This window comes from Streptomyces sp. YJ-C3, assembly GCF_053891275.1.
Genome location: NZ_CM132685.1, coordinates 227623 through 250014, shown reverse-complemented (window position 1 = coordinate 250014; position 22392 = coordinate 227623). Strand labels below are relative to the sequence as shown.

General features: G+C 73.0%; 23 protein-coding genes. 5 read left to right on the top strand and 18 right to left on the bottom strand.

What is annotated here, in order from left to right:
* Positions 1 to 81: 81 nt before the first annotated feature.
* Entirely contained in the window at positions 82 to 1365 is a 1284-nt protein-coding gene (locus tag ACVHNB_RS01140) for an adenylosuccinate synthase (RefSeq protein ID WP_428953358.1), read from the bottom strand.
* Positions 1366 to 1537: 172 nt separating this feature from the next.
* On the opposite strand from ACVHNB_RS01140, the gene ACVHNB_RS01135 reads away from it, so the two are divergent.
* Positions 1538 to 2377, top strand: a complete 840-nt coding sequence (locus tag ACVHNB_RS01135; protein WP_428953359.1) for a diacylglycerol kinase family protein — start codon at positions 1538 to 1540, stop codon at positions 2375 to 2377.
* Positions 2378 to 2420: 43 nt separating this feature from the next.
* Here the strand turns inward: ACVHNB_RS01135 and ACVHNB_RS01130 are convergent, their stop codons facing one another.
* Both ACVHNB_RS01130 and ACVHNB_RS01125 read right to left on the bottom strand, forming a co-directional pair.
* Positions 2421 to 2840, bottom strand: coding sequence for a MarR family winged helix-turn-helix transcriptional regulator (locus ACVHNB_RS01130; protein WP_428957600.1), 420 nt, complete (start codon positions 2838 to 2840; stop codon positions 2421 to 2423).
* Between the two features lie 198 nt (positions 2841 to 3038).
* The gene (locus ACVHNB_RS01125; RefSeq protein WP_428953360.1) at positions 3039 to 3515 is read right to left on the bottom strand and encodes a GbsR/MarR family transcriptional regulator; all 477 of its coding nucleotides are present in this window, start codon (positions 3513 to 3515) and stop codon (positions 3039 to 3041) included.
* 91 nt (positions 3516 to 3606) lie between these two features.
* On the opposite strand from ACVHNB_RS01125, the gene ACVHNB_RS01120 reads away from it, so the two are divergent.
* The 3 genes from ACVHNB_RS01120 (at position 3607) to ACVHNB_RS01110 (ending at position 6462) form a co-directional block, all read left to right on the top strand.
* On the top strand, positions 3607 to 4530 hold the full coding sequence (locus ACVHNB_RS01120) for an ABC transporter ATP-binding protein (RefSeq protein WP_428953361.1): 924 nt from the start codon (positions 3607 to 3609) through the stop codon (positions 4528 to 4530).
* Positions 4527 to 6146, top strand: coding sequence for an ABC transporter permease (locus ACVHNB_RS01115; RefSeq protein ID WP_456227222.1), 1620 nt, complete (start codon positions 4527 to 4529; stop codon positions 6144 to 6146). Before ACVHNB_RS01120 ends, ACVHNB_RS01115 begins: the two co-directional genes overlap by 4 nt.
* A 67-nt stretch (positions 6147 to 6213) precedes the next feature.
* Positions 6214 to 6462 (top strand): hypothetical protein, encoded by a 249-nt coding sequence (locus ACVHNB_RS01110; RefSeq protein ID WP_456227221.1) that lies wholly within the window; start codon positions 6214 to 6216, stop codon positions 6460 to 6462.
* Here the strand turns inward: ACVHNB_RS01110 and ACVHNB_RS01105 are convergent.
* From ACVHNB_RS01105 to ACVHNB_RS01070, 8 genes are all read right to left on the bottom strand, one after another.
* Entirely contained in the window at positions 6425 to 7636 is a 1212-nt protein-coding gene (locus tag ACVHNB_RS01105; protein WP_428953364.1) for a cytochrome P450, read from the bottom strand. The genes ACVHNB_RS01110 and ACVHNB_RS01105 overlap by 38 nt on opposite strands.
* A 19-nt stretch (positions 7637 to 7655) precedes the next feature.
* Positions 7656 to 8321: a response regulator gene (locus ACVHNB_RS01100; protein WP_428953365.1), complete on the bottom strand. Its 666-nt coding sequence runs from the start codon at positions 8319 to 8321 to the stop codon at positions 7656 to 7658.
* Positions 8318 to 9634: a sensor histidine kinase gene (locus ACVHNB_RS01095; RefSeq protein WP_456227220.1), complete on the bottom strand. Its 1317-nt coding sequence runs from the start codon at positions 9632 to 9634 to the stop codon at positions 8318 to 8320. Before ACVHNB_RS01095 ends, ACVHNB_RS01100 begins: the two co-directional genes overlap by 4 nt.
* 86 nt (positions 9635 to 9720) lie before the next feature.
* Complete coding sequence (locus ACVHNB_RS01090; RefSeq protein WP_456227219.1) at positions 9721 to 10401, bottom strand: response regulator; 681 nt, start codon at positions 10399 to 10401, stop codon at positions 9721 to 9723.
* Positions 10401 to 11738, bottom strand: coding sequence for a sensor histidine kinase (locus ACVHNB_RS01085; RefSeq protein ID WP_456227218.1), 1338 nt, complete (start codon positions 11736 to 11738; stop codon positions 10401 to 10403). The genes ACVHNB_RS01090 and ACVHNB_RS01085 overlap by 1 nt, the downstream gene beginning before the upstream one ends.
* Before the next feature lie 47 nt (positions 11739 to 11785).
* A complete protein-coding gene (locus ACVHNB_RS01080; protein WP_456227217.1) occupies positions 11786 to 13126 on the bottom strand; it encodes an acyltransferase family protein in 1341 nt (446 codons plus the stop codon).
* Positions 13119 to 14093: an alpha/beta hydrolase gene (locus tag ACVHNB_RS01075; protein WP_456227216.1), complete on the bottom strand. Its 975-nt coding sequence runs from the start codon at positions 14091 to 14093 to the stop codon at positions 13119 to 13121. Before ACVHNB_RS01075 ends, ACVHNB_RS01080 begins: the two co-directional genes overlap by 8 nt.
* Before the next feature lie 173 nt (positions 14094 to 14266).
* Positions 14267 to 15142 carry an alpha/beta hydrolase gene (locus tag ACVHNB_RS01070; protein ID WP_428953371.1) on the bottom strand — a complete coding sequence of 292 codons (876 nt, stop codon included), beginning with the start codon at positions 15140 to 15142 and terminating at the stop codon, positions 14267 to 14269.
* A gap of 171 nt (positions 15143 to 15313) precedes the next feature.
* Between ACVHNB_RS01070 and ACVHNB_RS01065 the strand changes: the two genes are divergently transcribed.
* Positions 15314 to 15922 carry a TetR/AcrR family transcriptional regulator gene (locus ACVHNB_RS01065; protein WP_428953372.1) on the top strand — a complete coding sequence of 203 codons (609 nt, stop codon included), beginning with the start codon at positions 15314 to 15316 and terminating at the stop codon, positions 15920 to 15922.
* Between the two features lie 6 nt (positions 15923 to 15928).
* On the opposite strand, the gene ACVHNB_RS01060 is transcribed toward ACVHNB_RS01065, so the two are convergent.
* The 7 genes from ACVHNB_RS01060 to ACVHNB_RS01030 all read right to left on the bottom strand — a co-directional run bounded on the left by ACVHNB_RS01060 (position 15929) and on the right by ACVHNB_RS01030 (position 22388).
* Positions 15929 to 17137: a kynureninase gene (locus ACVHNB_RS01060; RefSeq protein WP_428953373.1), complete on the bottom strand. Its 1209-nt coding sequence runs from the start codon at positions 17135 to 17137 to the stop codon at positions 15929 to 15931.
* A complete protein-coding gene (locus tag ACVHNB_RS01055; protein ID WP_428953374.1) occupies positions 17130 to 17954 on the bottom strand; it encodes a tryptophan 2,3-dioxygenase family protein in 825 nt (274 codons plus the stop codon). Before ACVHNB_RS01055 ends, ACVHNB_RS01060 begins: the two co-directional genes overlap by 8 nt.
* A gap of 146 nt (positions 17955 to 18100) precedes the next feature.
* On the bottom strand, positions 18101 to 18514 hold the full coding sequence (locus ACVHNB_RS01050; RefSeq protein WP_428953375.1) for a DUF3151 domain-containing protein: 414 nt from the start codon (positions 18512 to 18514) through the stop codon (positions 18101 to 18103).
* Positions 18515 to 18560: 46 nt separating this feature from the next.
* Positions 18561 to 19727 carry a MalY/PatB family protein gene (locus ACVHNB_RS01045; protein WP_428953376.1) on the bottom strand — a complete coding sequence of 389 codons (1167 nt, stop codon included), beginning with the start codon at positions 19725 to 19727 and terminating at the stop codon, positions 18561 to 18563.
* Positions 19728 to 19799: 72 nt separating this feature from the next.
* On the bottom strand, positions 19800 to 20831 hold the full coding sequence (fbaA, locus tag ACVHNB_RS01040; RefSeq protein WP_428953377.1) for a class II fructose-bisphosphate aldolase: 1032 nt from the start codon (positions 20829 to 20831) through the stop codon (positions 19800 to 19802).
* Positions 20832 to 21020: 189 nt separating this feature from the next.
* Positions 21021 to 21575, bottom strand: a complete 555-nt coding sequence (pyrE, locus tag ACVHNB_RS01035; RefSeq protein WP_428953378.1) for an orotate phosphoribosyltransferase — start codon at positions 21573 to 21575, stop codon at positions 21021 to 21023.
* 24 nt (positions 21576 to 21599) lie between these two features.
* Positions 21600 to 22388, bottom strand: coding sequence for an aldose epimerase family protein (locus ACVHNB_RS01030; protein ID WP_428953379.1), 789 nt, complete (start codon positions 22386 to 22388; stop codon positions 21600 to 21602).
* Positions 22389 to 22392 lie beyond the last annotated feature (4 nt).

The window sequence follows — 22392 nt, the reverse complement described above, 5'->3', positions numbered from 1 at the left end:
CACGTCAGGACGCGGTGGACACGGCGAGGGCCCCGGCCCGCCGTGCGGCGGACCGGGGCCCTCGGCTGCCTGACCCGCTCCCTACAGGAACGAGTTGACCTCGATCGTCTCGGTGCGGCCGGGGCCGACGCCGATCGCCGAGATGGGGGCGCCGGACATCTCCTCCAGCGCCTTCACGTACGCCTGCGCGTTCTTCGGGAGGTCCGCGAAGGTCTTGGCCTTCGTGATGTCCTCCGACCAGCCCGGCAGCGTCTCGTAGATCGGCTTCGCGTGGTGGAAGTCCGACTGCGAGTACGGGAGCTCCTCGACGCGCTTGCCGTCGATCTCGTAGGCCACGCAGACCGGGATCTGCTCCCAGCCCGTCAGGACGTCCAGCTTCGTGAGGAAGAAGTCCGTCAGGCCGTTCACGCGGGTCGCGTAGCGGGCGATGACCGCGTCGAACCAGCCGCAGCGGCGGTCACGGCCGGTGGTCACACCGCGCTCGCCGCCGATGCGCCGCAGGTCCTCGCCGTCCTGGTCGAACAGCTCGGTCGGGAACGGACCGGCGCCGACGCGCGTCGTGTACGCCTTGAGGATGCCGATGACCCGGCTGATCTTCGTCGGGCCGACGCCGGTGCCCGTGCAGGCGCCGCCCGCGGTCGGGTTCGACGAGGTCACGAAGGGGTACGTGCCGTGGTCGATGTCGAGCAGCGTGCCCTGGCCGCCCTCGAACAGGACGACCTTGTCCTCGTCGAGCGCGTTGTTGAGGATCAGGGTGGTGTCGGCGACGTAGCCCTTGATCTTGTCGGCGTAGCCGAGCAGCTCCTCGACGACCTGCTGGGCCTCGATGGCGCGGCGGTTGTAGAGCTTGGTGAGCAGCTGGTTCTTGACCTCGAGGGCCGCCTCGACCTTCTGAGTGAGGATCGACTCGTCGTAGAGGTCCTGGACGCGGATGCCGACGCGGTTGATCTTGTCCGCGTACGTCGGGCCGATGCCGCGGCCGGTGGTGCCGATCTTGCGCTTGCCGAGGAAGCGTTCCGTCACCTTGTCGACGGTCACGTTGTACGGCGTGATGATGTGCGCGTTGCCGCTGAGCAGGAGCTTGGACGTGTCGACGCCGCGCTCGTTCAGACCGCTCAGCTCGGAGAGCAGGACCGACGGGTCGACGACGACACCGTTTCCGATGACCGGCGTGCACTCCGGCGAGAGGATCCCGGAAGGGAGGAGGTGCAGCGCGTACTTCTGGTCGCCCACGACGACCGTGTGGCCGGCGTTGTTGCCGCCCTGGTAGCGCACTACGTAGTCCACGGATCCACCGAGCAGGTCGGTGGCCTTTCCCTTGCCTTCGTCACCCCACTGAGCACCGAGCAGCACAAGTGCGGGCACAGGCGTACACCCCTTCCGGGCGGGGCATGTCCAAGGTCAGGGGCCGCAGCCACTGATGAATGCGTAAGCCTTGGGGTGCCCCGGAATAGACGAAGCCCCTGGCGCAATAGCGCAAGGGGCTCTTGCACAAAGATGCTACCCGAGGAAGCGAGGCAAGGCCGAGGTGGCGGCTTTGGACCATCCATCTGACCGTGCGGACGAGGGGCTGTCGCGGCAGGTTCTGGTGCTCGTGGACCCCCTCGCCCGACGCGCGGACGGGGAGTCCGTCCGCATCGCCAAGGACGTGTTGTGCGCGGGCTCGACCGCCAAGGTGTGCCTGCCGGAAGGACCCGAGGAATTCGCGAAAGCGCTGGCCAGACGGGGTGCGCGGCGGCCCGTCGTGGTCGGTGACGACCGGGCGCTGCTGCGCGCGGTGTCCCTGCTGCACCGGGAGCGCGAGCTGTCCGGCGCGGTCCTCTCGATGGTCCCGGTGGGCGGCGCGGTGTCGCTCGCCCGGTCGCTCGGGGTGCCGACGGGAACGGTGGCCGCGGCGCGGGCCGCGCTGGACGGGGCGGAGCGGCGGCTCGATCTGCTGGTGGACGACAGCGACGGGGTGGTCCTCGGGGACCTGCGGATCCCGCCGGCCGTGGAACCGGTGACGGCGGGCGCCGCCCGGCCGTGGCTGCGGACGTGCCGCTCGCTGGTGCGCACCCTCGCGGCGCGGCCGGTGCGTCCCGCGGCGCCGGAGGCCGGGCCGCCGGCGCGGCTGCGGATCGAGGCGGACGGGGTGACCCTGATCGACCTGGACCAGCCGGTGGAGGGCGTCTCGGTGGGGCCCGCCACGGGGACGGGCCTCGCGCGGATCGAGGTGCGGCAGGCGGCGGACGCGGCGCCGCTGTGCGTGGCGGCCCGCACGGTCACCGTGTCCGGGCCGGATTTCCGCTACCGGGCGGACGCGGTGGCGATCGGCGGGCCGGTGCGCAGCCGGACCTGGACCGTGCGGGCGGGGGCGTGGGGGCTGGCGCTTCCGTGAGGCGCCGGCCCCTGTCCCGGCCTGGCCGCGGGGTGTGGGGGCGTCAGGGCCGGGGCCAGGGGCGCCCTTCGAGGCGCTCGATCGCGCGGTTCAGCCGCTCCAGGCTCGTGGCGAAGTCGGCGATCTCGTCCGCGCTCCACTCCTCCATGAGTCCGCCGATCACGTCGACGTTGAGCCCACGGTCGCCGTCCAGGTTCTTGAGGCCCTCTTCGGTGATGCGGAACTTGCGGGCGATGCCGCCTTCCGGGTCCGGGATCCGCTCGACCAGGCCGGCCCGCATCATCGCCGCGGTCTGCCGGTTGAGCGTCGAGGTGTCCAGGCCGAACGCGTCGCTGAGCTGGCCGATCGACATCGGGCCGTCCATCTGGATGCGGCTGAGCAGGATGTACGCGCTGCGGTCGAGGTGCCAGCGGTCGGATCTGGCGCGCGAGCCGAAGAGATAGCCGTGCCGGCTCAGCAGCATCGTCTCGAACTCGACCTGCCGCGTGGTCCTGTCCTTGGCCGCCTCGCCCACGTCGCCCGCCCGCCTTTCTCGTACCGCCTGCCCAGCAGGTATATCACGAGAGGTATGTACCATACACATAATGTGCATCATGCACATGCGCTGTACGGTGCGGGGTCGCGGTGGCCGCCGCGGCCCTGAGGTACGGCGAAGGGGACCTCAGTCCAGGCCGAGCGTCTTGCGGTGCTCCCGCCAGCGCTCCATGAGCCCGCCCAGCTCGGTCTGGACGAACTCGAAGAAGGCCAGCGTCTCGCCGAGGCGCCTGCCCGCCGGGGTGTCCGCGCCGAGACTGTCGACGCCCTCCGTCAGCGAGTCGACCCAGCGCTTCATGACGCTGTCCCGGCTGGCGAGCGCCTCGTACCACTGGTTCCCGTGCACCCGGAACAGGTCCCGCCGCGTGCCGGGCTCCCGCTCGCGGGTGACCATGTGCACCTGCGTCAGATAGCGCACCGCGCCGGACACCGCCGCGGGGCTGACCTGGAGCCGCTCCCCCAGCTCGGCCGCGGTGAGCGCGCCCGCCTCGGAGGAGAGCAGCGCGGCGAAGACCCGTGCGGGCATCCGGGGCAGGCCGGCCTCGACGAGCTGGCCCGCGAACCGTTCGACGAAGCGCGCCCGTGTGTCGTCCTTGCTGCTCATGCCCTGCATCATCTCCCCTGCGTTCCGTGCCCCCGAGTTTATACACTTCCTTAACTTCACAACTTTGTGAAATCAGCGTACGTTCAAAAACATGACGAAGGCAATCACGGTCTCCGGACTGCACAAGTCGTTCGGCAGGACGCGTGCGCTGGACGGCCTCGACCTGGACGTCGAGAGCGGTGAGGTGCACGGCTTCCTCGGGCCGAACGGCGCGGGGAAGTCCACCACCCTGCGGGTGCTGCTCGGGCTGCTGCGCGCCGACTCCGGCGCCGTGCAGATGCTGGGCCTCGACCCCTGGGCCGACACCGTCGAACTGCACCGCAAGGTCGCGTACGTCCCCGGCGACGTCACGCTGTGGCGCAACCTCAGCGGCGGCGAGGTCATCGACCTGTACGGGCGGCTGCGCGGCGGCCTCGACAAGGCCCGCAGGGCGGAGCTCGTCGAACGCTTCGAACTCGACCCGACCAAGAAGGGCCGCACCTACTCCAAGGGCAACCGGCAGAAGGTCGCCCTCGTCGCCGCCTTCGCCGCGTCCGGCGTCGACCTGCTCATCCTGGACGAGCCCACCTCCGGCCTCGACCCGCTGATGGAGGAGGTCTTCCAGTCGTACGTCGAGGAGGCCGCCCGGGAGCGCGGCCAGACGGTGCTGCTGTCCTCGCACATCCTCAGCGAGGTGGAGGAGCTGTCCGACCGCGTCAGCATCATCCGCAAGGGGCGGACCGTCGAGAGCGGTTCGCTGGCCCAGCTGCGGCACCTGACCCGGACCAGCGTGAGCGCCGAACTCGCGGGCGCGCCACAGGGGCTGGACCGGCTGCCGGGCGTCCACGATCTCGACGTCCGGGGCACGCGGGTCCGCCTCCAGGTCGACACCGACAAGCTGGACGCGGTGCTGCGGTCGCTGACCGCGTCGGGCGTGCGGTCGCTGACCAGCACCCCGCCGACCCTGGAGGAGCTGTTCCTGCGGCACTACCAGGACGACGTACGGCTCCCCGAGAAGGAGGCGGTGTCGCGATGACCGCCGCCCTCGCGCCCGGCACGCGGTACGCCCCGCGGACCGCCGGCCCCCGTCGACTCGCGGGCACCGGAGCCCTGCTGCGGCTGGCGCTGCGCCGCGACCGGGTGCTGATCCCGGTCTGGGTCGCGATCGTCGCGATGATGGTGCTGTCCATGCCGAACTCGCTGAAGAGCGTGTACGGCACGGCCGCCGAGCGCGCCGACGTCGTGCGCACCATGAACACCAACGGCTCGATGCGCGCCCTGTACGGGCCCGTCTTCGCCGACTCGCTGGGCGCGCTGACCGCCTGGCGCATCGGGACGTTCGCGGCGGTGCTCGCCGCCGTGATGAGCCTGCTCGTCGTCGTCCGGCACACCCGCGACGAGGAGGAGAGCGGGCGGCAGGAGCTGGTGTCGTCGGCGATGGTGGGGCGGCGCGCGCCCCTGGCCGCCGCGCTGCTCACGGCACTGGTGGCCAACGGCGTGCTGGCGCTGCTGCTCGCGGGCGGTCTCGCCGCGCAGGGCGGAGCGGGGGCGCTCGCCTTCGGGGCCGCGATCGGCGGGGCGGGCATGGTGTTCGCCTCGATGGCGGCGATCGTCGCGCAGTTCACCGAGAGCGCGCGGCTCGCGCGGGGCGTGACGGCGGCGCTGCTCGGGGCCGCGTTCGTGCTGCGGGCGGCCGGTGACGCGGGGACCGGCGGCGCCTCGTCGCCGCTGACCTGGCTCTCGCCGGTCGGCTGGGTCGAGAACGTCCGGTCGTTCGCCGACGAACGGTGGTGGGTGCTGCTGCTGTTCGTCGCGGCGGTCGCGCTCCAGGGCGCCGGGGCGTTCGCTCTGACCGGGCGGCGCGACATCGGGATGAGCTTCCTGCCGAGCCGGCCGGGCCCCGCGCACGGGCGGCTCGGCACGGCCGGCGCGCTTGCCCGGCGGCTGCAGCGGGGCAGCGTGATCGGCTGGTCGGCCGGGTTCCTCGCGGCCGGTGCCGTCTTCGGCGGGATGGCCGACGGGGCGGCCGACCTGGTCGGCGACAACCAGAAGACCGTCGACATCATCGAGCGGATGGGCGGACAGTCCGGCATCACCGACGCCTTCCTCGCCACGATGGCCGGCATGCTGGGCATGGTCGCGGCGCTGTACGTCGTCCAGTCCGTGCTGCGGCTGCACGGCGAGGAGACCTCGCAGCGGGCGGAGCCGGTGCTCGCGAACGCGGTCGGGCGGCTCGGCTGGGCCGCGGGCCACCTGGCGATCGGCTTCGCGGGCGCCGCGCTGATCATGCTGCTCGGCGGCCTCGGCCTGGCGCTGGGCCACGGGCAGGACGCCGGGTCCCTCGTGGGCGCCTGCCTCGTCCAGCTCCCGGCGGTGTGGACGCTCGGCGGCGCGGCGGTGCTCCTGTACGGCCTGGCGCCCCGGGCGGCACCGGCCGCGTGGGGCGTGGCGGGCGCGGCGCTGCTGCTCGGCTGGATCGGCCCGGCGCTGAAGGTGCCCCGGGCGGTGCTGGACCTCTCCCCCTTCGGGCATCTGCCGAAGCTGCCCGGCGGGGAGATGGCCTGGGGCCCGGTGCTGGTGCTGACGGCGCTGGCGGCCGCGCTCGTGGGGGTCGGGCTGGTGGGGCTGCGGCGGCGGGACCTCTCCGCCTGAGGGCGCCGCACGGCACCGCGACGCCCCGGCCGGAACCCCGGCGGGGCGTCGCGCGTCTGTGTCCGGCATGGGGCAACGAACACAGGCGGCGGCCGGCTGCCTCACCGCGATCGCCGGGTCCGGCGCCGGGCTCGCGGTGTGGGCCGCGTACGCGCAGGGGCGGTTCCATCCGTTCGAGCAGGGGCCGCGGTGGCGGGTGCTCTTCGTCGAGCTGCCGCTCTGTGTGGGCGGCGGGGCCGCAGCCGGGGTGCTGGTGTGGGCCCTTGTCCACCGGCTGCTCACAGCTCGACGGGCAGGCCCTCCAGACCGCGGATGACGAAGTTCGGCCTCCGGCGCGGCTCGGCCGCGAGCCGCAGGGTCGGGGCCTGGGTCAGCAACGCCCGCATGGAGGCGCCCAGTTCGATCCGGGCCAGGGGCGCGCCGATGCAGTAGTGGATGCCCGCGCTGAAGGAGATGTGGGGGTTGTCGGTGCGGGTCAGGTCGAGGCGCGCCGGGTCGGGGAAGACCGCCGGGTCGTGGTTGGCCGCGCCGAAGAGGAGGGCCACCTCGGAGCCGCGGGGGATGCCGACGCCCGCGACGTCGATGTCGTCCAGGACCCAGCGTTCGAAGAGCTGGAGCGGGGTGTCGTAGCGCATCAGCTCCTCGACGGCGCCGGGGACGAGCGCGTGGTCGGCGCGCAGGGCCGCCAGCTGGCCGGGGTGGCGGAACAGGGCCCACCAGCCGTTCACCGTGGAGTTGACCGTGGCCTCGTGACCGGCGTTGAGCAGCAGGACGCAGGTCGAGATCATCTCCTGCTCGGTGAGGCGGTCGCCCTCGTCGTGGGCGGCGATGAGGCCCGAGATCAGGTCGTCTCCGGGTGCCGTGCGCCGGACCCGTATCAACTCGCGTAGATACTCGGTGAATTCGGCCGAGGCGCGGACCGCGGCGCGGGCCGTCTCCTCCGGCGGGTTCAGCTCGTACATGCCGCAGATCGCCGCCGACCAGGGGCGCAGCAGCGGCCGGTCGGACTCGGGGATGCCCAGCATCTCGGCGATGACCGCGACCGGGAGCGGCTCGGCGACGTCGGTGAGCAGGTCGCCGCCGCCGTCCGCGACCAGGCCGGCCACCAGCTCACCGGCCAGCTTCTCGACGTACGGCACCAGTTGCTCGACCGTGCGCGGCGTGAACGCCTTCGAGACGAGGCGCCGGATGCGCGTGTGGTCCGGCGGCTCCAGGTCGAGCATGCCGTGGTCGTTGAGGGTGTGGAACGGCTCGTGCTCGGGCGGCGGCGCCGTGCGGCCGAAGTCCTCGTGCGTGTACCGGTGTTGATAGGTGCGGCCGAGGCGGCGGTCGCGCAGCAGCGCCGAGACGTCGGCGTGGTGCGGGATCAGGTACTGGCGGGTGGGCTCGAACCAGTGGACCCGGCCGGCCGCGCGCAGCGCCGCGTACGCGGGGTACGGGTCGGCGACGAAGGCCGGGGACCAGGGGTCGAACGGGGCGGTGGCGTCCATGGAGGGACGTTAGTGCCGGTCAGCCCGGTGTGACCAGACGTGCCTCGTACGCGAAGACGGCCGCCTGGGTGCGGTCGCGCAGGCCCAGCTTCACCAGGACGCGGCTGACATGCGTCTTGATCGTCGACTCGGCGACGACGAGCCGCTCGGCGATCTCCGCGTTCGACAGGCCCTGCGCGATCAGCACCAGCACCTCCGTCTCGCGGTCGGTCAGCTCCCCGTACGCGTCCGGGTTCTGCACCGCGGGCAGCTTCGGCGTCTCGGACAGCTTCGAGAACTCGGTGATCAGACGGCGGGTGACCGACGGCGCGAGCAGCGCCTCCCCGCTCGCCACCACCCGTACGCCGTCGGCGAGTTGGCGGGCCGAGGCGTCCTTGAGGAGGAAGCCGGACGCGCCCGCGCGCAGCGCCTGGTACACGTACTCGTCGAGGTCGAACGTGGTCAGCACGAGGACCTTCGCGCCCTCGTCGGCCGCCACGATCTCGCGGGTCGCCTCGATGCCGTTCAGCTCCGGCATGCGGATGTCCATGAGGACCACGTCGGGGCGGAGCTCGCGGACCTTGGCGACCGCCTCGACCCCGTTGACCGCCTCGCCGACGACCTCGAAGTCCGGCATCGCGTTCAGCAGGACCGAGAAGCCCTCGCGCACCATCATCTGGTCGTCGGCGATCAGCACCCTGATCATGCGTCGTCCTCCGTGCGGGACGCGGCCACCGGGAGGAACACCGCGACCTCGTAGCCGCCGTCGGCCGTCTCGCCCGCCGTCATCTCGCCGCTGAGCATGGAGACGCGCTCGCGCATGCCGGTGATGCCGTGGCCGGAGCCGGGGCTGGTCTTGGCCAGGCTGTCGGGCCGGCCGTTGACGATGCGCAGGCCGAGCCCGCCGAGTACGTACGACACCTCGACCGCGGCCTCAGCGCCGGGCGCGTGGCGCAGCGTGTTGCTGAGCGCCTCCTGCACGATCCGGTACGCCGACAGCTCGACGCCGGACGGCAGTTCACGGACCGCGCCGGTGACGGTCTTGCTGACGGTCAGGCCCGCGTCCCGCACGTTCTCCAGGAGCCTGTCGAGGTCGGCGAGCGTGGGCTGCGGGGCGTCCGGCGCCTCGTAGTCCTCCGCGCGTACGACGCCGAGGACGCGGCGCAGTTCGGTGAGCGCCGCCACCGCGTTCTCCCGGATCGTGACGAACGCCTGCTCCAGCTCGGGCGGCGGGTTCTCGACGCGGTAGGGCGCCGCCTCCGCCTGGATCGCCACGACCGACATGTGGTGGGCGACGACGTCGTGCAGCTCGCGGGCGATGGTGGTGCGCTCCTCCAGGAGGGTGCGCTTGTCACGTTCGACGGCGGTGACGGTGCGCTCCTCGGCGACCTGGCGCTTCGCGCTGCTGCTGACCTGGACCATGCAGACGAGGGCGAGGACGACGCCGGAGAACACTGCCATCGGGAAGGCGTCGCTGCCGTACCAGCCGCCGAAGACCTCACCGGCGAAGAGCGCGTACACCCCGCTGATGACCCACATCCACGCCGCCGTACGCGGCCGGGTGCGGGCGGCGACGACCGCCATCACGGCGGTGTGCCCCACGATGCTGCCGACCGTCCACGGGGAGAGTTCGGCGGAGCTCGCCATGACAAGAAGCGGGGCGGCCGCGAGCGAGAGCCACCAGGCGAGGATCGGCCGGATCAGGGTGAGCGCGACGGGCGCCGCCGCTGTCAGCCCGGATATCGGGGAGAGGAAGTCGTCGTTGAGGGCCCCCGCGCCGACGACCATGGTGACCAGGGCCAGACCCAGCACACCGAGGTGCGGCAGGATGTCCAGTTCCCTGCGCATCCGGGCCGGGAACAGCTGGGCCAGCGGCCTGTCCGTGGACGACTTCGGCAGCGGGCGGTACGCCAGCACGTCCCGGAACAGATCCGCGCGCAGCCCCCGCAGCATCGTCTGCAAGAGGCTGAACTCGGGGCTGCGTTCCCGGGGAGCCGTGGTGGTGGTCGTCTCGCTCATGGCACGACCGTACGGCCCCCGGACCGGCCGGGTCGTCCCCAGGGAGACGGGTTCCAGGGGTCCGACCTGAGTACTACACGCCCCCGCTACGGCGCCGCCCCGGGCCGCACGAGCCCCGACTCGTACGCGAACACCGCCGCCTGCGTGCGGTCGCGCAGCCCCAGCTTCACCAGGATCCGCCCCACGTGCGTCTTCACGGTCTGCTCGGCGACCACCAGCTTCCCGGCGATCTCCGCGTTCGACCGGCCCTGCGCGATCAGGACGAGGACCTCCGTCTCGCGGTCGGTCAGCTCGGCCGGCTTCGGTCCCGTCGGGCCACCGCCCGGGCCGTCCGTCAGGCGCGCGTACTCGGCGATCAGGCGGCGCGTCACCGTGGGCGCGAGGAGCGCCTCGCCGGACGCCACCACCCTTACCGCGTCGGCCAGCTGGTCCGCGGAGGCGTCCTTGAGGAGGAACCCGGAGGCGCCCGCGCGCAGCGCCTCGTACACGTACTCGTCGAGGTCGAAGGTGGTCAGGACGAGGACCCGCACGGTCGCGTCGGACGCCGTGACCCGTCGCGTCGCCTCGATGCCGCTCAGCTCCGGCATGCGGATGTCCATCAGGACCACGTCGGGGGCCAGCTCGGCGATCTTGGCGAGGGCGTCGAGGCCGTCGACCGCCTGCCCGACGACCTCGATGTCCGGCTGGGTGTTCAGCAGGACCGTGAAGCCCTGGCGGACCATCATCTGGTCGTCGGCGATCAGGACTCTGATCGGCGCGGTCACCATCAACTGCCTCCTTCGGGGGGAGCGGGGAGAGCGGGGAGAAAGGCGCGGATCTCATAGCCGCCGGTCTCCGGGACCGGTCCTGCCTGCAGCGTGCCGCCCAGCATCGCGGCCCGCTCCCGCATGCCGAGCAGGCCGTGGCCCGCGCCCGGCGAGTCCGGCACCGGGCCCTGCGGCGCCGTGTTCGTGACGCGGACCCGCACGCCGTCAGGGCCGTGGTCGATGCCGACCTCGACCGTCGCCCCGGGGGCGTGCCGCAGGGCGTTGCTCAGCGCCTCCTGCACGATCCGGTACGCCGACAGCTCGACGCCGGGCGGCAGGGCCCGCCGCTCGCCGGTCTCCAGGGTGGTGACGGTGAGCCCGGCGGCGCGGGTGCCCGCGACGAGGGTGTCGAGGCGGTCGAGGGTGGGCTGCGGCAGCTGCGGCGCGGCGGCGGTGCCCGGGTCCGTCTCGTCGGCGGGGTCCTCGGCCGGGTCGGCGCGCAGCACGCCGAGGACGCGGCGCAGTTCGGTGAGCGCCTCCAGGGCGCTGCGCCTGATCCCCTCCAGGTTCTCCTTCAGCTCGTCCGGCGGGTCCTTGACCAGGTGCGGGGCGACCTGCGCCTGGATGGAGATGACGGACATGTGGTGGGCGACCACGTCGTGCAGTTCGCGGGCGATGCGGCTGCGCTCCTCCAGGACCGTGCGCCGGGCCCGCTCCTCCGCGGTGATCTCCTCCTGGGCGACGAGCCGGGTGCGGGTCTCGCTGAGGCCGCGCACCATCATGCCGAGGACGGCGACGACCACGAACGCGGTCGCCGCGCTCGCGGTCGTCGAGGAGTAGGCGGCGACGCCCGAGACCGTGCGCTGCATCAGCGGTCCTGCCGCCACGCTCAGGCCGGCCGCGACGACGACGGCCCGGGTCGGCACGCGCAGCGCCAGGAGCAGCAGCACCGTGGCGTGCGCGACGAGCGAGGGGCCCGCCCAGGGCCACGGTGTGTCGGGGTCGGCGGCCGATGTGGCCAGCCACGGCTTGGTGAGCTGGGCGACGACCACCATGTCGAGCAGCGACACCCAGAACGCGGGGACCGGCCGCCACAGCGCGAGCACCATCGCCGCGCCCTGCACCAGCGCGAAGAGCACGCCGAACGCGATGCCCCGGTTGTAGCGGACGCCGATCTGGTCGATGTTCGACAGCGTCGCGCCGAGTGCGATCCAGAAAACCAGCAGGTGGGGGGCCCAGCGCAGCCATCGCGGTCGGGGCAGGGGCGGGAGCGGCGTCGGGGCGAGGGTCCACAGGTCGCGGCGCAGCCGCCGCGCGAGGGTGCGCAGCGCGGCACCGAAGTCCTCCCCGTCGCTCACGGCGCCCAGCCTAGGCGCGGCCGTGATCTTGTGCGGCCGCTTCCGCCTCATCGGCCGGCCGCCGTCGTCGGGATCCGGCTGCTCGCCGTGGCGAAGACCGTTTCGTCGCCGAGTGCGGCATACGTCGTGGCTGGTCGCGCAGTTCCCCGCGCCCCTGAAGGCATGCGGCTTCGCCGCGCCTTCCCCGATGAGACGGCGCACGAAGTGCGCATCTCAGGGGCGCGGGGAACTGCGCGAGAAGCCCCGCCGGGCCGCGCCCGCCCACGAGACCGCGACCCGGCACCCTCGTACACCCGGAACGCCGCGCAGCACACCGCGAGGCCGAGCGCGAACACCGGCAACCAAGCTGCCCGCGCCGCGACCCAGGTCGGCGAGTCGGGGCTGGTGTGCAGGCCGGGCAGGCGGCCGGCCAGGAGGCCCGTCGAGGTGACCGCCATCAGCGCTGTCTGGTGCCAGAGGAAGATCGTCATCGCGGAGAGATTGGCCAGGGCCACCGCCGCCCAGGCCGCGGGCCGCCGCATCCAGCGCCGCAGCGGATCGAGCAGCAGCAGGGCCAGGCCGCACTGGGCGAGGCCGAAGGCGACCGCGGCGAGCGTGGGCGGGTTGAGGTTCGAGACCGCCGCGCCGGGCACGCCGACCATCGACGCCGGGTACCCGGCGAAGAGGATCAGGCCGGCCGTCGCCGCCGCGCCGCCGAGCAGCAGCACCCAGCCCGAGCGCCGGGTCACCTCGCCCCGCGTCCAGGCCGCGCCGAGCGTGTACGGCACGAGCCAGCCCGCCGCCACGTTCACCCAGCCGAGCCAGGCGGGGCCGCCGAGCCCGAACCGTATGAGGTCGACGTGCAGGACGACGGCGACCGGCCACAGCGGGTTGAGCCGGGCCACCAGCGGGGTCGCCGCTGTCAGGCCCGCGAAGACCAGCAGGAACCACATCGGGGACAGCGCCAGTTTCCCCAGGGTGTGGAGGGTGGTGAAGGGGACCCCGCCGAGGAGCATGCCGCCTGCCGCCACCGTCCACAGGCCCAGCACCGCCGCGACCGGCCGGAACAGGCGGCCGAGCCGGGCCCGCAGCCACTGCCCGTACGTGTCGCCGCGCTCCCGCGCCGACGCGTAACTCTTCGTCGCGACATGGCCGCCCACCAGGAAGAAGACGGCGAGCGTCTGGAAGAGCCAGGAGATCGGGGCGAGCCAGGGCAGGTGCTGGAGCGGGCTCGCGGTGCGCAGGGTGCCGTCGCCGCGGGGCACGAGCGCCGTGACGAACCAGTGGCCGAGGACGACGCCGCAGATCGCGAGGGCGCGCAGCGCGTCGACCGCGCGGTCCCGGTGGGCCGGGGTCGCCGCGTCGATCCGGCGGGCCAGGGCCCGGACGGGGAGGGTGAGTTCAGCCATGGGAGACCTCCGTGACGTCGGCGTACCGGCCCAGGGCGATCCGGGCGAGGTTGGCGAGGGAAGGGGAGCCGGGTCTGAAGTAGTCGCTGTGTCCGCCGTCGCCCGCGGCGAAGACGTGCGCGCCGAACGAGCGGGAGACCGGGTCGGCGCCGAAGCCGAGCGCGCTGTCGAACAGGCCGAACAGGTCGGTGCGCACATGCGGCACGTCGGCGATCCAGTCGTCGCCGCCGCGGCCCGCCCAGACGGTGGCCGGGGTGCCGAGCCCGGCCGCGCTGTCCGCGCCGGTGCCCGGGCTGCCGATCAGCACCAGGTCGCAGACGCGCGCGGCGCCGCGGAACCGGGGCGCCGCGCGCCCGCACACCACGGACCCGTAGGAATGGCACAGCAGCGACACCGTCGAGCCGGGCGCGATGTCCCGCAACTCGCTTATGAAACGCACTAGTTCGGGCGCGGCTTCCTCGGCGCGGCCCGTCGTCGCGACGGCCGCGCTGACCGTGCCCGGCGTCTCGTACCCGAGCCAGGCCACGACGGCGGCGCGGTCGCCGAGCCGGTCGTGCAGCGCGCGGGCGCCCGCGCGGAACCGGTCGTAGGTGTCGATCGAGGTGTCGGAGCCGGGAACGAGGACGGCGATCCGGTCCGCGTGCGTTAGATCGCCGAAGACCTCGGCGGCCCGGCCCGCGCCCCGGGCGTCGAACGTCAGGAACTCCCGCCCCGTGGACGCCATGCCGCGCAGCGCGCGGGCCCGGTGGCGGTCACCGTGCGCCGCCGCCGTCTCGGCGGCCCGCGCGGCCGTCGCCCGGTTCTTCCGGTACGCCGTGCCCAGCGTCGCCGCCGTGACCGGGCCCAGGTGCGCGGGCGCGGGGGCGGGCACCGCGGGGTGCGCGGCGGCGGAGACCGGCACGACGACCGCGCCCGTCACCAGCGCCGCGAGCAGCGCGCGACGCACCCTTCCCGACCGGATCCCCATGAGCCGCTCCCTTCCAGTTGTCTTCTCTGGAAAGGAAGTTATTGATCACAGGGCGTAGTCGGCATCACACCACGGAGCCAACTGCGCGCGTAGCTCCCCGGTATCACTCCCTCATCCCCGGGTAGGGGGTGCGACCGCCTCCGGGCGGACGACGGGGGTGCGAAAGCGGGCTCTCACCAGGCGAGTTGGGCGATCTCCTCCGCCACCACCGCGCACGCGTCCGCCGCCGGGTCGATCAGCGGGAAGTGGCCGACCTCCTCCAGGAACGTGACGCCGACGACCTCGCCGGCCTTGGCCGCCGCGTCGGCGTACGCCTCGGCGACGGCGAAGGGCACCGTCGTGTCGGTACGCCCCTGGACGAGCGTCGTCGCGATGCCGGTGGGCAGCAGCTCCGCCGGATCGGCCCACGGCCGCCGCGTGTCGAACGACTCCCCTTCGCCGCCGAGGAGCTGGGCGCTCGCCCCGCCGCACACGCCGAGCTCCTGCGCGAGGGCGAGGTCCGCGATGGGGGCCAGCGCCACGACGCCGCGCAGCGCGGGCGCGGCCGGGGTGTACCAGGGCGCGTCCGCGGGCAGCACGTGCCGGGCCGCGGCCCACAGCGCGAGGTGGCCGCCCGCCGAGTGCCCGGTGACCACGGTGCGCCGCGCGTCCGCCGTCGGCAGATGCTCCGCGACCAGGGCGGGCAGCGCGTCGAGCGCGGCCGCCACGTCGTCGAAGGTCTCCGGCCAGCGCCCGGCGACCGGCCCGTCGGCGCCCTGGTGCGGCAGGGAACTGCCGCGCCGGTACTCGACGTTGGCGACGGCGAAGCCGCGCCGGGCGAGGAAGCCGGCGAACGGGCTCAGATGCTCCCGGTCGTACGGCGCCCGCCACGCGCCGCCGTGCAGAACCACGACCAGCGGAGCCGCGGTCGAACCGTCCCGGGGCGCGTAGAAGTCGACGACCTGATCCGGGTGATCGCCGTACGCGACGGTGACGTCCGGCGGGACAGCGGGGTGCGAGAAGGCCGACGCCTCCTCCGCCTCGTCGCGCGCGGCGGCTTCGTCCGGCATGCTCCAACCTCTCGACGTCGCAATGGAATTGCGCGACCCCATGGTGAATCGGTGAACCAGCGGGGAATCAGCAGGGATCAGCAGGTAAGCGGACGCTACCAGGCCGATGACGTGCGCCGACACGTACAGTGACCGAATAAACGGTCCTGCCGTGCCGTTACCCTGGCTGTCATGACCAGCGAACCCGAACCCGGCACGCTCCGTCCCGGCGGCCGTACGGCCCGTGTCCGCGCCGCGGTGCTCGACGCCGCGGGCGACGTGCTGGCCGAGCAGGGCTTCGACCGCCTCGACCTGGCGGATGTCGCGCGCCGCGCGGACGTCGGCAAGACCACGGTGTACCGGCGCTGGGGCTCGCCCACCGGCCTGGTCGCCGATCTCCTCGCGCAGATGGCGCAGGAGTCGCTGCCCCGCTCGGCGACCGGCTCGCTGCGCGGCGACCTGACGGCCAACGCGCAGTTGGTGCGCCGGACGCTGGCGGACGCGCGCCAGGGCCCGCTGTTCCGCGCGGTGATCGCGGCGGCGACCTGCGACGCGCGCACGGCCGAGGCGCTGCGCCGGTTCTACGAGGTGCGGGTCGCCGAGTGGGCGCCGGCCGTCGAGGAGGCCGTCGCCCGGGGCGAGGCTCCGGCCGGCACGGACGCCCCGGAGGTCGTCCGCGCCGTCTCGGCGCCGCTCTACTACCGCCTGCTGACGACCGGGGCCGCGCCCACCGAGGCGGACGCGGCCCGGGCCGTGGAGGCCGCGCTCGCGGCGGTCGCGGCGGGCGCCTACGTCAGCTGAGACCGGTCAGCCGAGCGTGTCCGCGAGGACCCGCGCCGCCCGCTCCACCTCGGCGAACCCCAGGTAGAGCGGTGTGAAGCCGAACCGCAGCACGTCGGGCGCCCGGAAGTCGCCGACGACACCGGCCGCGATCAGCCGCTCCATCACCGCACCGGCGTCCGCGCAGCGCAGCGCCACCTGGCTGCCCCGCTCCGCGTGCGCGGCCGGGGTGACGACCTCGACCCGCCCCTCGGGCACGTACGCCGCGACGCACTCCAGGAAGAAGTCCGTCAGGGCGAGGGACTTGGCGCGGACCGCCGCGACGGAGACGTCCGGCCGCGACCACACCGCGAGCGCCGCTTCCAGGGCCAGCATCGACAGGATGTCCGGCGTCCCGACCCGGCCGCGCACCGCCCCGTCGGCGGGCTCGTACGCGGGGCGCATCCCGAACGGCTCGGCGTGCGAGTTCCAGCCCGGCAGCGGGGAGTCGAAGGCGTCCTGGTGCTCACCGCGCACGTACAGGTACGCGGGCGAACCCGGGCCCCCGTTCAGGAACTTGTACGTGCAGCCGACCGCGAGGTCCACCCCGTGCTCGTCGAGGCCGACCGGCAGCGCGCCCGCGCTGTGGCACAGGTCCCAGACGCCGACGGCGCCCGCCGCGCGGACCGCCGCCGTCAGACCCGGCAGGTCGTGCAGCCGGCCGGAGCGGTAGTCGACGTGGTTCAACAGCACCGCCGCCGTACGGGAGTTCAGCGCGCCCGGCACCTCGTCCGGGGCGACGGCCCGCACCGAGCAGCCGGTCAGCCGCGCGGCGGACGCGGCGATGTACCCGTCCGTCGGGAACGTCGCGGCGTCGACGAGGATCTCGTCCCGGCCCGCCTCGGGTCCCCCCGCCAGCCGCACCGCGCCGACCAGCGCCTTGAACACGTTGACGCTGGTGGAGTCGCCGACCACGATCCGGCCGGGCGCCGCGCCGACCAGCGGGGCGATCAGGTCGCCGATCCGCTCGGGCGCCGTCCACCAGCCGGACTCGGTCCAGGAGCGGATGCGCAGCCGGCCCCACTCGCGCCGCACCACGTCGTCGAGCCGTCCGGGGACGTTCGCGGGCAGCGCGCCCAGCGAGTTCCCGTCCAGGTAGACCACGTCGTCCAGGACGAAGTCGCCTCGCACATCAGCCAGTTGATCGTCGGCGTCGAGCTTCCGCGCCCGCTCGGACAGGTCAGAAGCGTCAGACATGGGACCTCGCCGTCCACAGCTCGGGGAACACGTTCTTCTGCGCGCGCTTCTCCAGCCACGCCACCCCGGCGGAGCCGCCGGTACCGGTCTTGGCGCCCATGGCGCGCCGCGTGGCCACCAGGTGGTCGTTGCGCCAGCGCCACACCAGCTCGGCCACGTCCGTCAGCGCCTCGCCGAGCCGGGCCAGCTCGGCGCTCTCGTCCCCGGCGTACAGGGCCGTCCAGGCGGCCTCCACCTCCGGCGAGGGCTCGTAGCGCTGCGACACGTCCCGGTCGAGGACGGCGCGCGGCACGTGGTGGCCGCGCCGCGCGAGGAGCCGCAGCACCTCGTCGTACAGGCTGGGCTCGTGCAGCGCCTTCTCCAGCTCGGCGTGGACACGGGGCGCGCCGCGGTGCGGCACCAGCATCGACGCGGACTTCTCGCCGAGCAGGAACTCCATGCGCCGGTACATCGCCGACTGGAATCCGGAGCCCTCGCCGAGGGCCGACCGGTAGGAGTTGAACTGGGCCGGGGTGAGCTGCGCCAGCGGACGCCACGAGGCGTTCAGCGCGTCCAGCTCGCGCACGGACCGCTTGAGCGCGGCCACCGCGGCCGGCACGTCGTCGTCGGCGAGAGCCCGGGCCGCGGTCTCCCACTCGTGGACGATGACGGTGAACCACAGCTCCATCACCTGGGTCGTCACCAGGAAGACCATCTCGCCGGGATCGTCCGAGCGCAGGTGCTGAAGGTGGGTGAGGACATCGGCCTGGACGTAGTCCTCGTAAGGCGTGGTGCCCGCGAAGTCGAGATGCGGTGTTGCTTCCGCGTCGTGGGACATCGCTGTCTCCTGTTGCGTACTCCGGGTAGCGGTCCGCCCTGCCGTTACCGGCACGGGGCCCCGGTCCCCGCCTCGCATCCTTCACAATCGTCCCCCGAAACGGCAAGGCCCGCCTGATCACAGGCGGGCCTCACGGGTGCGGGCGACTAGCCGAGCGTCTGCGCGGCGGCCGGCGAGGAGTCCTTCAGGAACTGCGAGCAGCGCTCGTACTCCTCCTGCTCGCCGATGGCTCCGGCGGCCCGGGCCAGGGCGTGCAGGGCGCGCAGGAAGCCGCGGTTCGGCTCGTGCTCCCACGGCACGGGCCCGTGGCCCTTCCAGCCGCTGCGGCGCAGGGCGTCCAGGCCCCGGTGGTACCCGGTGCGGGCGTACGCGTACGACTCGACGACGCTGCCCCGCTCGTACGCGGCGTCGGCGAGCTGCGCCCAGGCGAGCGAGGAGGTCGGGTACTTCGCGGCGACATCGGCGGGGGCCGTGCCGTTCGCGAGCAGCTCGCGCGGCTCCGGGTCGTCGGGCAGGTGGGTCGGGGGCGGTCCCCCGAGGAGGTTCTCGTGAAGGCTCATGGGTTCCAGTCTGCGCCATCCGGGTGGCTGCGCTCCACGGCGCCAATCAGTCACCTGCGGTGAGCGTCCGCACGGCCCGCACCACCGCGTCGATCCCGGCCTCCGCCTTGGCGCGCGGACAGCCGAGATTCAGCCGCACGAAACCGGGAGCGCCGTACGTGCCGCCCGGCATGACGGCGACTTTCTCCTGCTCGACGAGGATGCGCTGCAGTTCCTCGTCCGCCGTGACGCCGAGCGGGCGCAGATCGATCCAGGCCAGATATCCGGCCTGCGGGACACGCCACTTCAGCTCGGGGAAGGCCGCGTCGAGCCGCTCCTCCAGCAGCCGCAGATTGCCGTACGTGTACGCGCGCAGGGCATCCAGCCACGCGCCGCCCTCGCGGTACGCGGCGACGTGGGCCGTGAGCGAGAGCACGGCCGGGGAGGCGAGGCCCTCGCCGGTGTTCATCCGCCGGACGAACTCGGCGTGGTCGTCCGGGTCCCCGATGAACCCGTAACTTCCGCTGAGCGCGGGGAAGTTGAAGGACTTCGTGGCCGAGGTGACCAGCGCCCAGCGCAGCCCGTCGGCGTACCGCGTCCACGGCAGGTGCAGGTGTCCGTCGTGGGTCAGGTCGGCGTGTATCTCGTCGCTGATCACCGCCACGTCGTGGGTCCGCGCGAGGTCCGCGAGGCGCCGCAGCTCGGTGTCCGTCCACACGCGCCCGGTCGGGTTGTGCGGCGAGCAGAGGATCAGGACGCGGCTGTCCGGGCGGGCCAGCTCCCGTTCCAGACCGGCCCAGTCGTCGACCCCGACGGTGCGCATCTCGCGCCCGAGGCCGGTGACCGCCTTGCGGAAGCCGTCGTAGGTCGGCGCGTGCAGGACGACGCCGTCGCCCGGTCCGGTCCACATGCGCAGCAGCTGGGAGACCTGGTTGAGGACGGACGGCGCGTACACCAGCCGGTCGACGTCGACCTCGGTGGCGTACCGGGTGCGGAACCAGTCGCGTATCGCTCCGCGGAAGTCCTCGTTCTGCCAGTCCGTGTAGCCGAACACGCCGTGCGCGAGCCGGGTGCCGAGGGCGCCGAGCACCTCGGGCGCGCACGCGAAGTCCATGTCGGAGATGGTGAACGGCAGCAGGTCCGGCACCGGGAAGCGGTCCGTGATGCCGTCCCACTGCACGCACCAGGTGCCGTGCCGGTCGACGGGGGTGTCGAAGTCGTACGTCGGCGTCACTGCATACCTCCGGGCATGGCACGGGCCCGGCACCCCGAAGGAACGCCGGGCCCGCACACGGGCTGATACGGGTTACTTGATGCGCGTACCCGTCGAACGCAGGCTCTCGCAGGCCTCGACGATGCGGGCGGTCATGCCCGTCTCGGCCTTCTTGCCCCACACGCGCGGGTCGTACGTCTTCTTGTTGCCGACCTCGCCGTCGACCTTCAGGACGCCGTCGTAGTTCTCGAACATGTGGCCCGCGATCGGGCGGGTGAAGGCGTACTGGGTGTCGGTGTCGAGGTTCATCTTCACGACGCCGTTCTCCAGCGCGGTGCGGATCTCCTCCAGGGTGGAGCCCGAGCCGCCGTGGAAGACGAAGTCGAACGGCTTGGAGCCGGCCGGCTTGCCGTACTTCTCGGCGATGCCCGCGTTCAGCTCGGCGAGCAGGTCGGGGCGAAGCACGACGTTGCCCGGCTTGTACACGCCGTGCACGTTGCCGAACGAGGCGGCCAGCAGGTAGCGGCCCTTCTCGCCCAGGCCGAGGGCCTCGACGGTGCGCACCGCGTCGTCGACCGTGGTGTAGAGGTTGTCGTTGATCTCGTGCGAGACGCCGTCCTCCTCACCGCCGGTCGGGGTGATCTCGATCTCCAGGATGATGTGCGCGGCCTTGGCCTTGGCGAGCAGCTCCTGGGCGATGTCCAGGTTGTCGGCGAGGGTCTCGGCCGAGCCGTCCCACATGTGCGACTGGAACAGCGGGTTCTTGCCCTCGGCCACGCGGGCCGCGGAGATGTCGAGCAGCGGGCGCACGTAGCCGTCCAGCTTGCCCTTGGGGCAGTGGTCGGTGTGCAGCGCGATCTTGTTCGGGTAGCGCTCGGCGACGACGTGCGCGAACTCGGCGAGGGCGACGGCGCCCGGCACCATGTCCTTCACGCCCTGGCCCGACAGGTACTCGGCGCCACCGGTCGAGATCTGGATGATGCCGTCGGACTCGGCCTCCGCGAAGCCCTGCAGCGCGGCGTTCAGGGTCTGCGTCGACGAGACGTTGATGGCCGGGTAGGCGAACTTCCCCGCCTTGGCCCGGTCGAGCATCTCGTTGTACTGATCCGGGGTTGCGATGGCCATCTGCCGACTCCTCGTGAAGCGCGCGATTGCGGGTTTGGGTTGTTCAGGTGTCTCGACCGGTGGTCCGACCCTCACCAAGCACCATGGGGTGACATCATCGTCGCCCCCATCCTTCCAGACTTGCGCGAATGCTCCAGTCCGGGGAAGGCCTGACATGGCGGGTCATAGGACCTGGCCCGAGGTCCGGCCTCAGTCGAGGCCGAGCTCGTCCTTCGAGAACGCGAAGAGGTACGGGACCCCGGCGCCCTCGGTGATCTTCTCGGCGGCGCCGGTGGCCCGGTCCACGATGGTGGCGACGCCGACCACCTCGGCGCCCGCCTCGCGCACCGCCTGGACGGCCTCCAGCGGGGAGCCGCCGGTCGTGGACGTGTCCTCGACGACGAGCACCCGACGGCCCTTGATGTCCGGACCCTCGACCCGGCGCTGCATGCCGTGCGCCTTGGCGGCCTTGCGGACGACGAACGCGTCCAGCCGCTCGCCGCGGGCGGCGGAGGCGTGCAGCATCGCGCCGGCGACGGGGTCGGCGCCCATGGTCAGGCCGCCCACCGCGTCGAAGTCCAGGTCGGCGGTCAGGTCGAGCAGCACCTGGCCGACGAGCGGGGCGGCCTCGCCGTCGAGGGTGACGCGGCGCAGGTCGACGTAGTAGTCGGCCTCCAGACCGGAGGAGAGCGTCACCTTGCCGTGCACCACGGCCTTGTCCTTGATCTGCTGGAGCAGCGCGTCGCGCACGTCGTTCGTCGTCATGCCTACGAGCTTAAAGGCCCGGTTTTACGGCCGCCGCCAGGTCCATGTGGTGCTCGCCTCCAGCGGCTCGACCGGGGTGACCAGGCGGGGCGCGGTGTTCAGCCCGTTCGGCGGGCCGGTCTGCGGTTCGACGCACACCGCCGCCTCCTGCTCGTCGTAGACGACGACCCACTGCTCGCGGCTCTTCACGTTCACCTCCAGCTCGCCGGGCCAGGTCAGCGTGACGTCGACGCCGTCGGGCATGCCGAAGCAGTCGTCCCACGGCTGGGGCTGTACGTCGATGCGCTTGCCGGTGGGCAGATGGTCCTCGCCGCGCTGCTCCTGCCAGGCGGCGTCGAAGGCGATCTCCACCTGGGAGTCGCCCAGCTGCCGGTTGAACCAGGGGTGCCAGCCGGCCTGCGCGGGGAACGAGTCGCCGTACGTCTCGATGCCCAGGGTCAGGGTCAGCGAGTCCTCGGTGAGGGCGACCAGCTGCGTGACCCGGCCGGTGTACGGCCAGGGCTCGGCGAGGTCGTACGTGAACACGGCCTCGGTGTCGCTGACGCGCGCGGTGGTCCACTCGGCGTCGCGGGCGAAGCCGTGGATGGCGTGCGGCGGGGAGTTCAGCGGCATCTGGTGGACGTGCGTGCCGTCCCGGAACCGGCCGTCCCTGATGCGCCCGCACCACGGCACCATCGGGAAGCAGCCGTAGCGCTCGCCCTGCCGCAGCAGTTCGGTGCCGGCGATCCTCAGACTGCTCACCCGGCAGCCGTTGCCCGGCGCCACGGTCACTTCCGCGTCGCCCGCGGTCAGCGTCGTTTCCTTTGTCGTCACGACG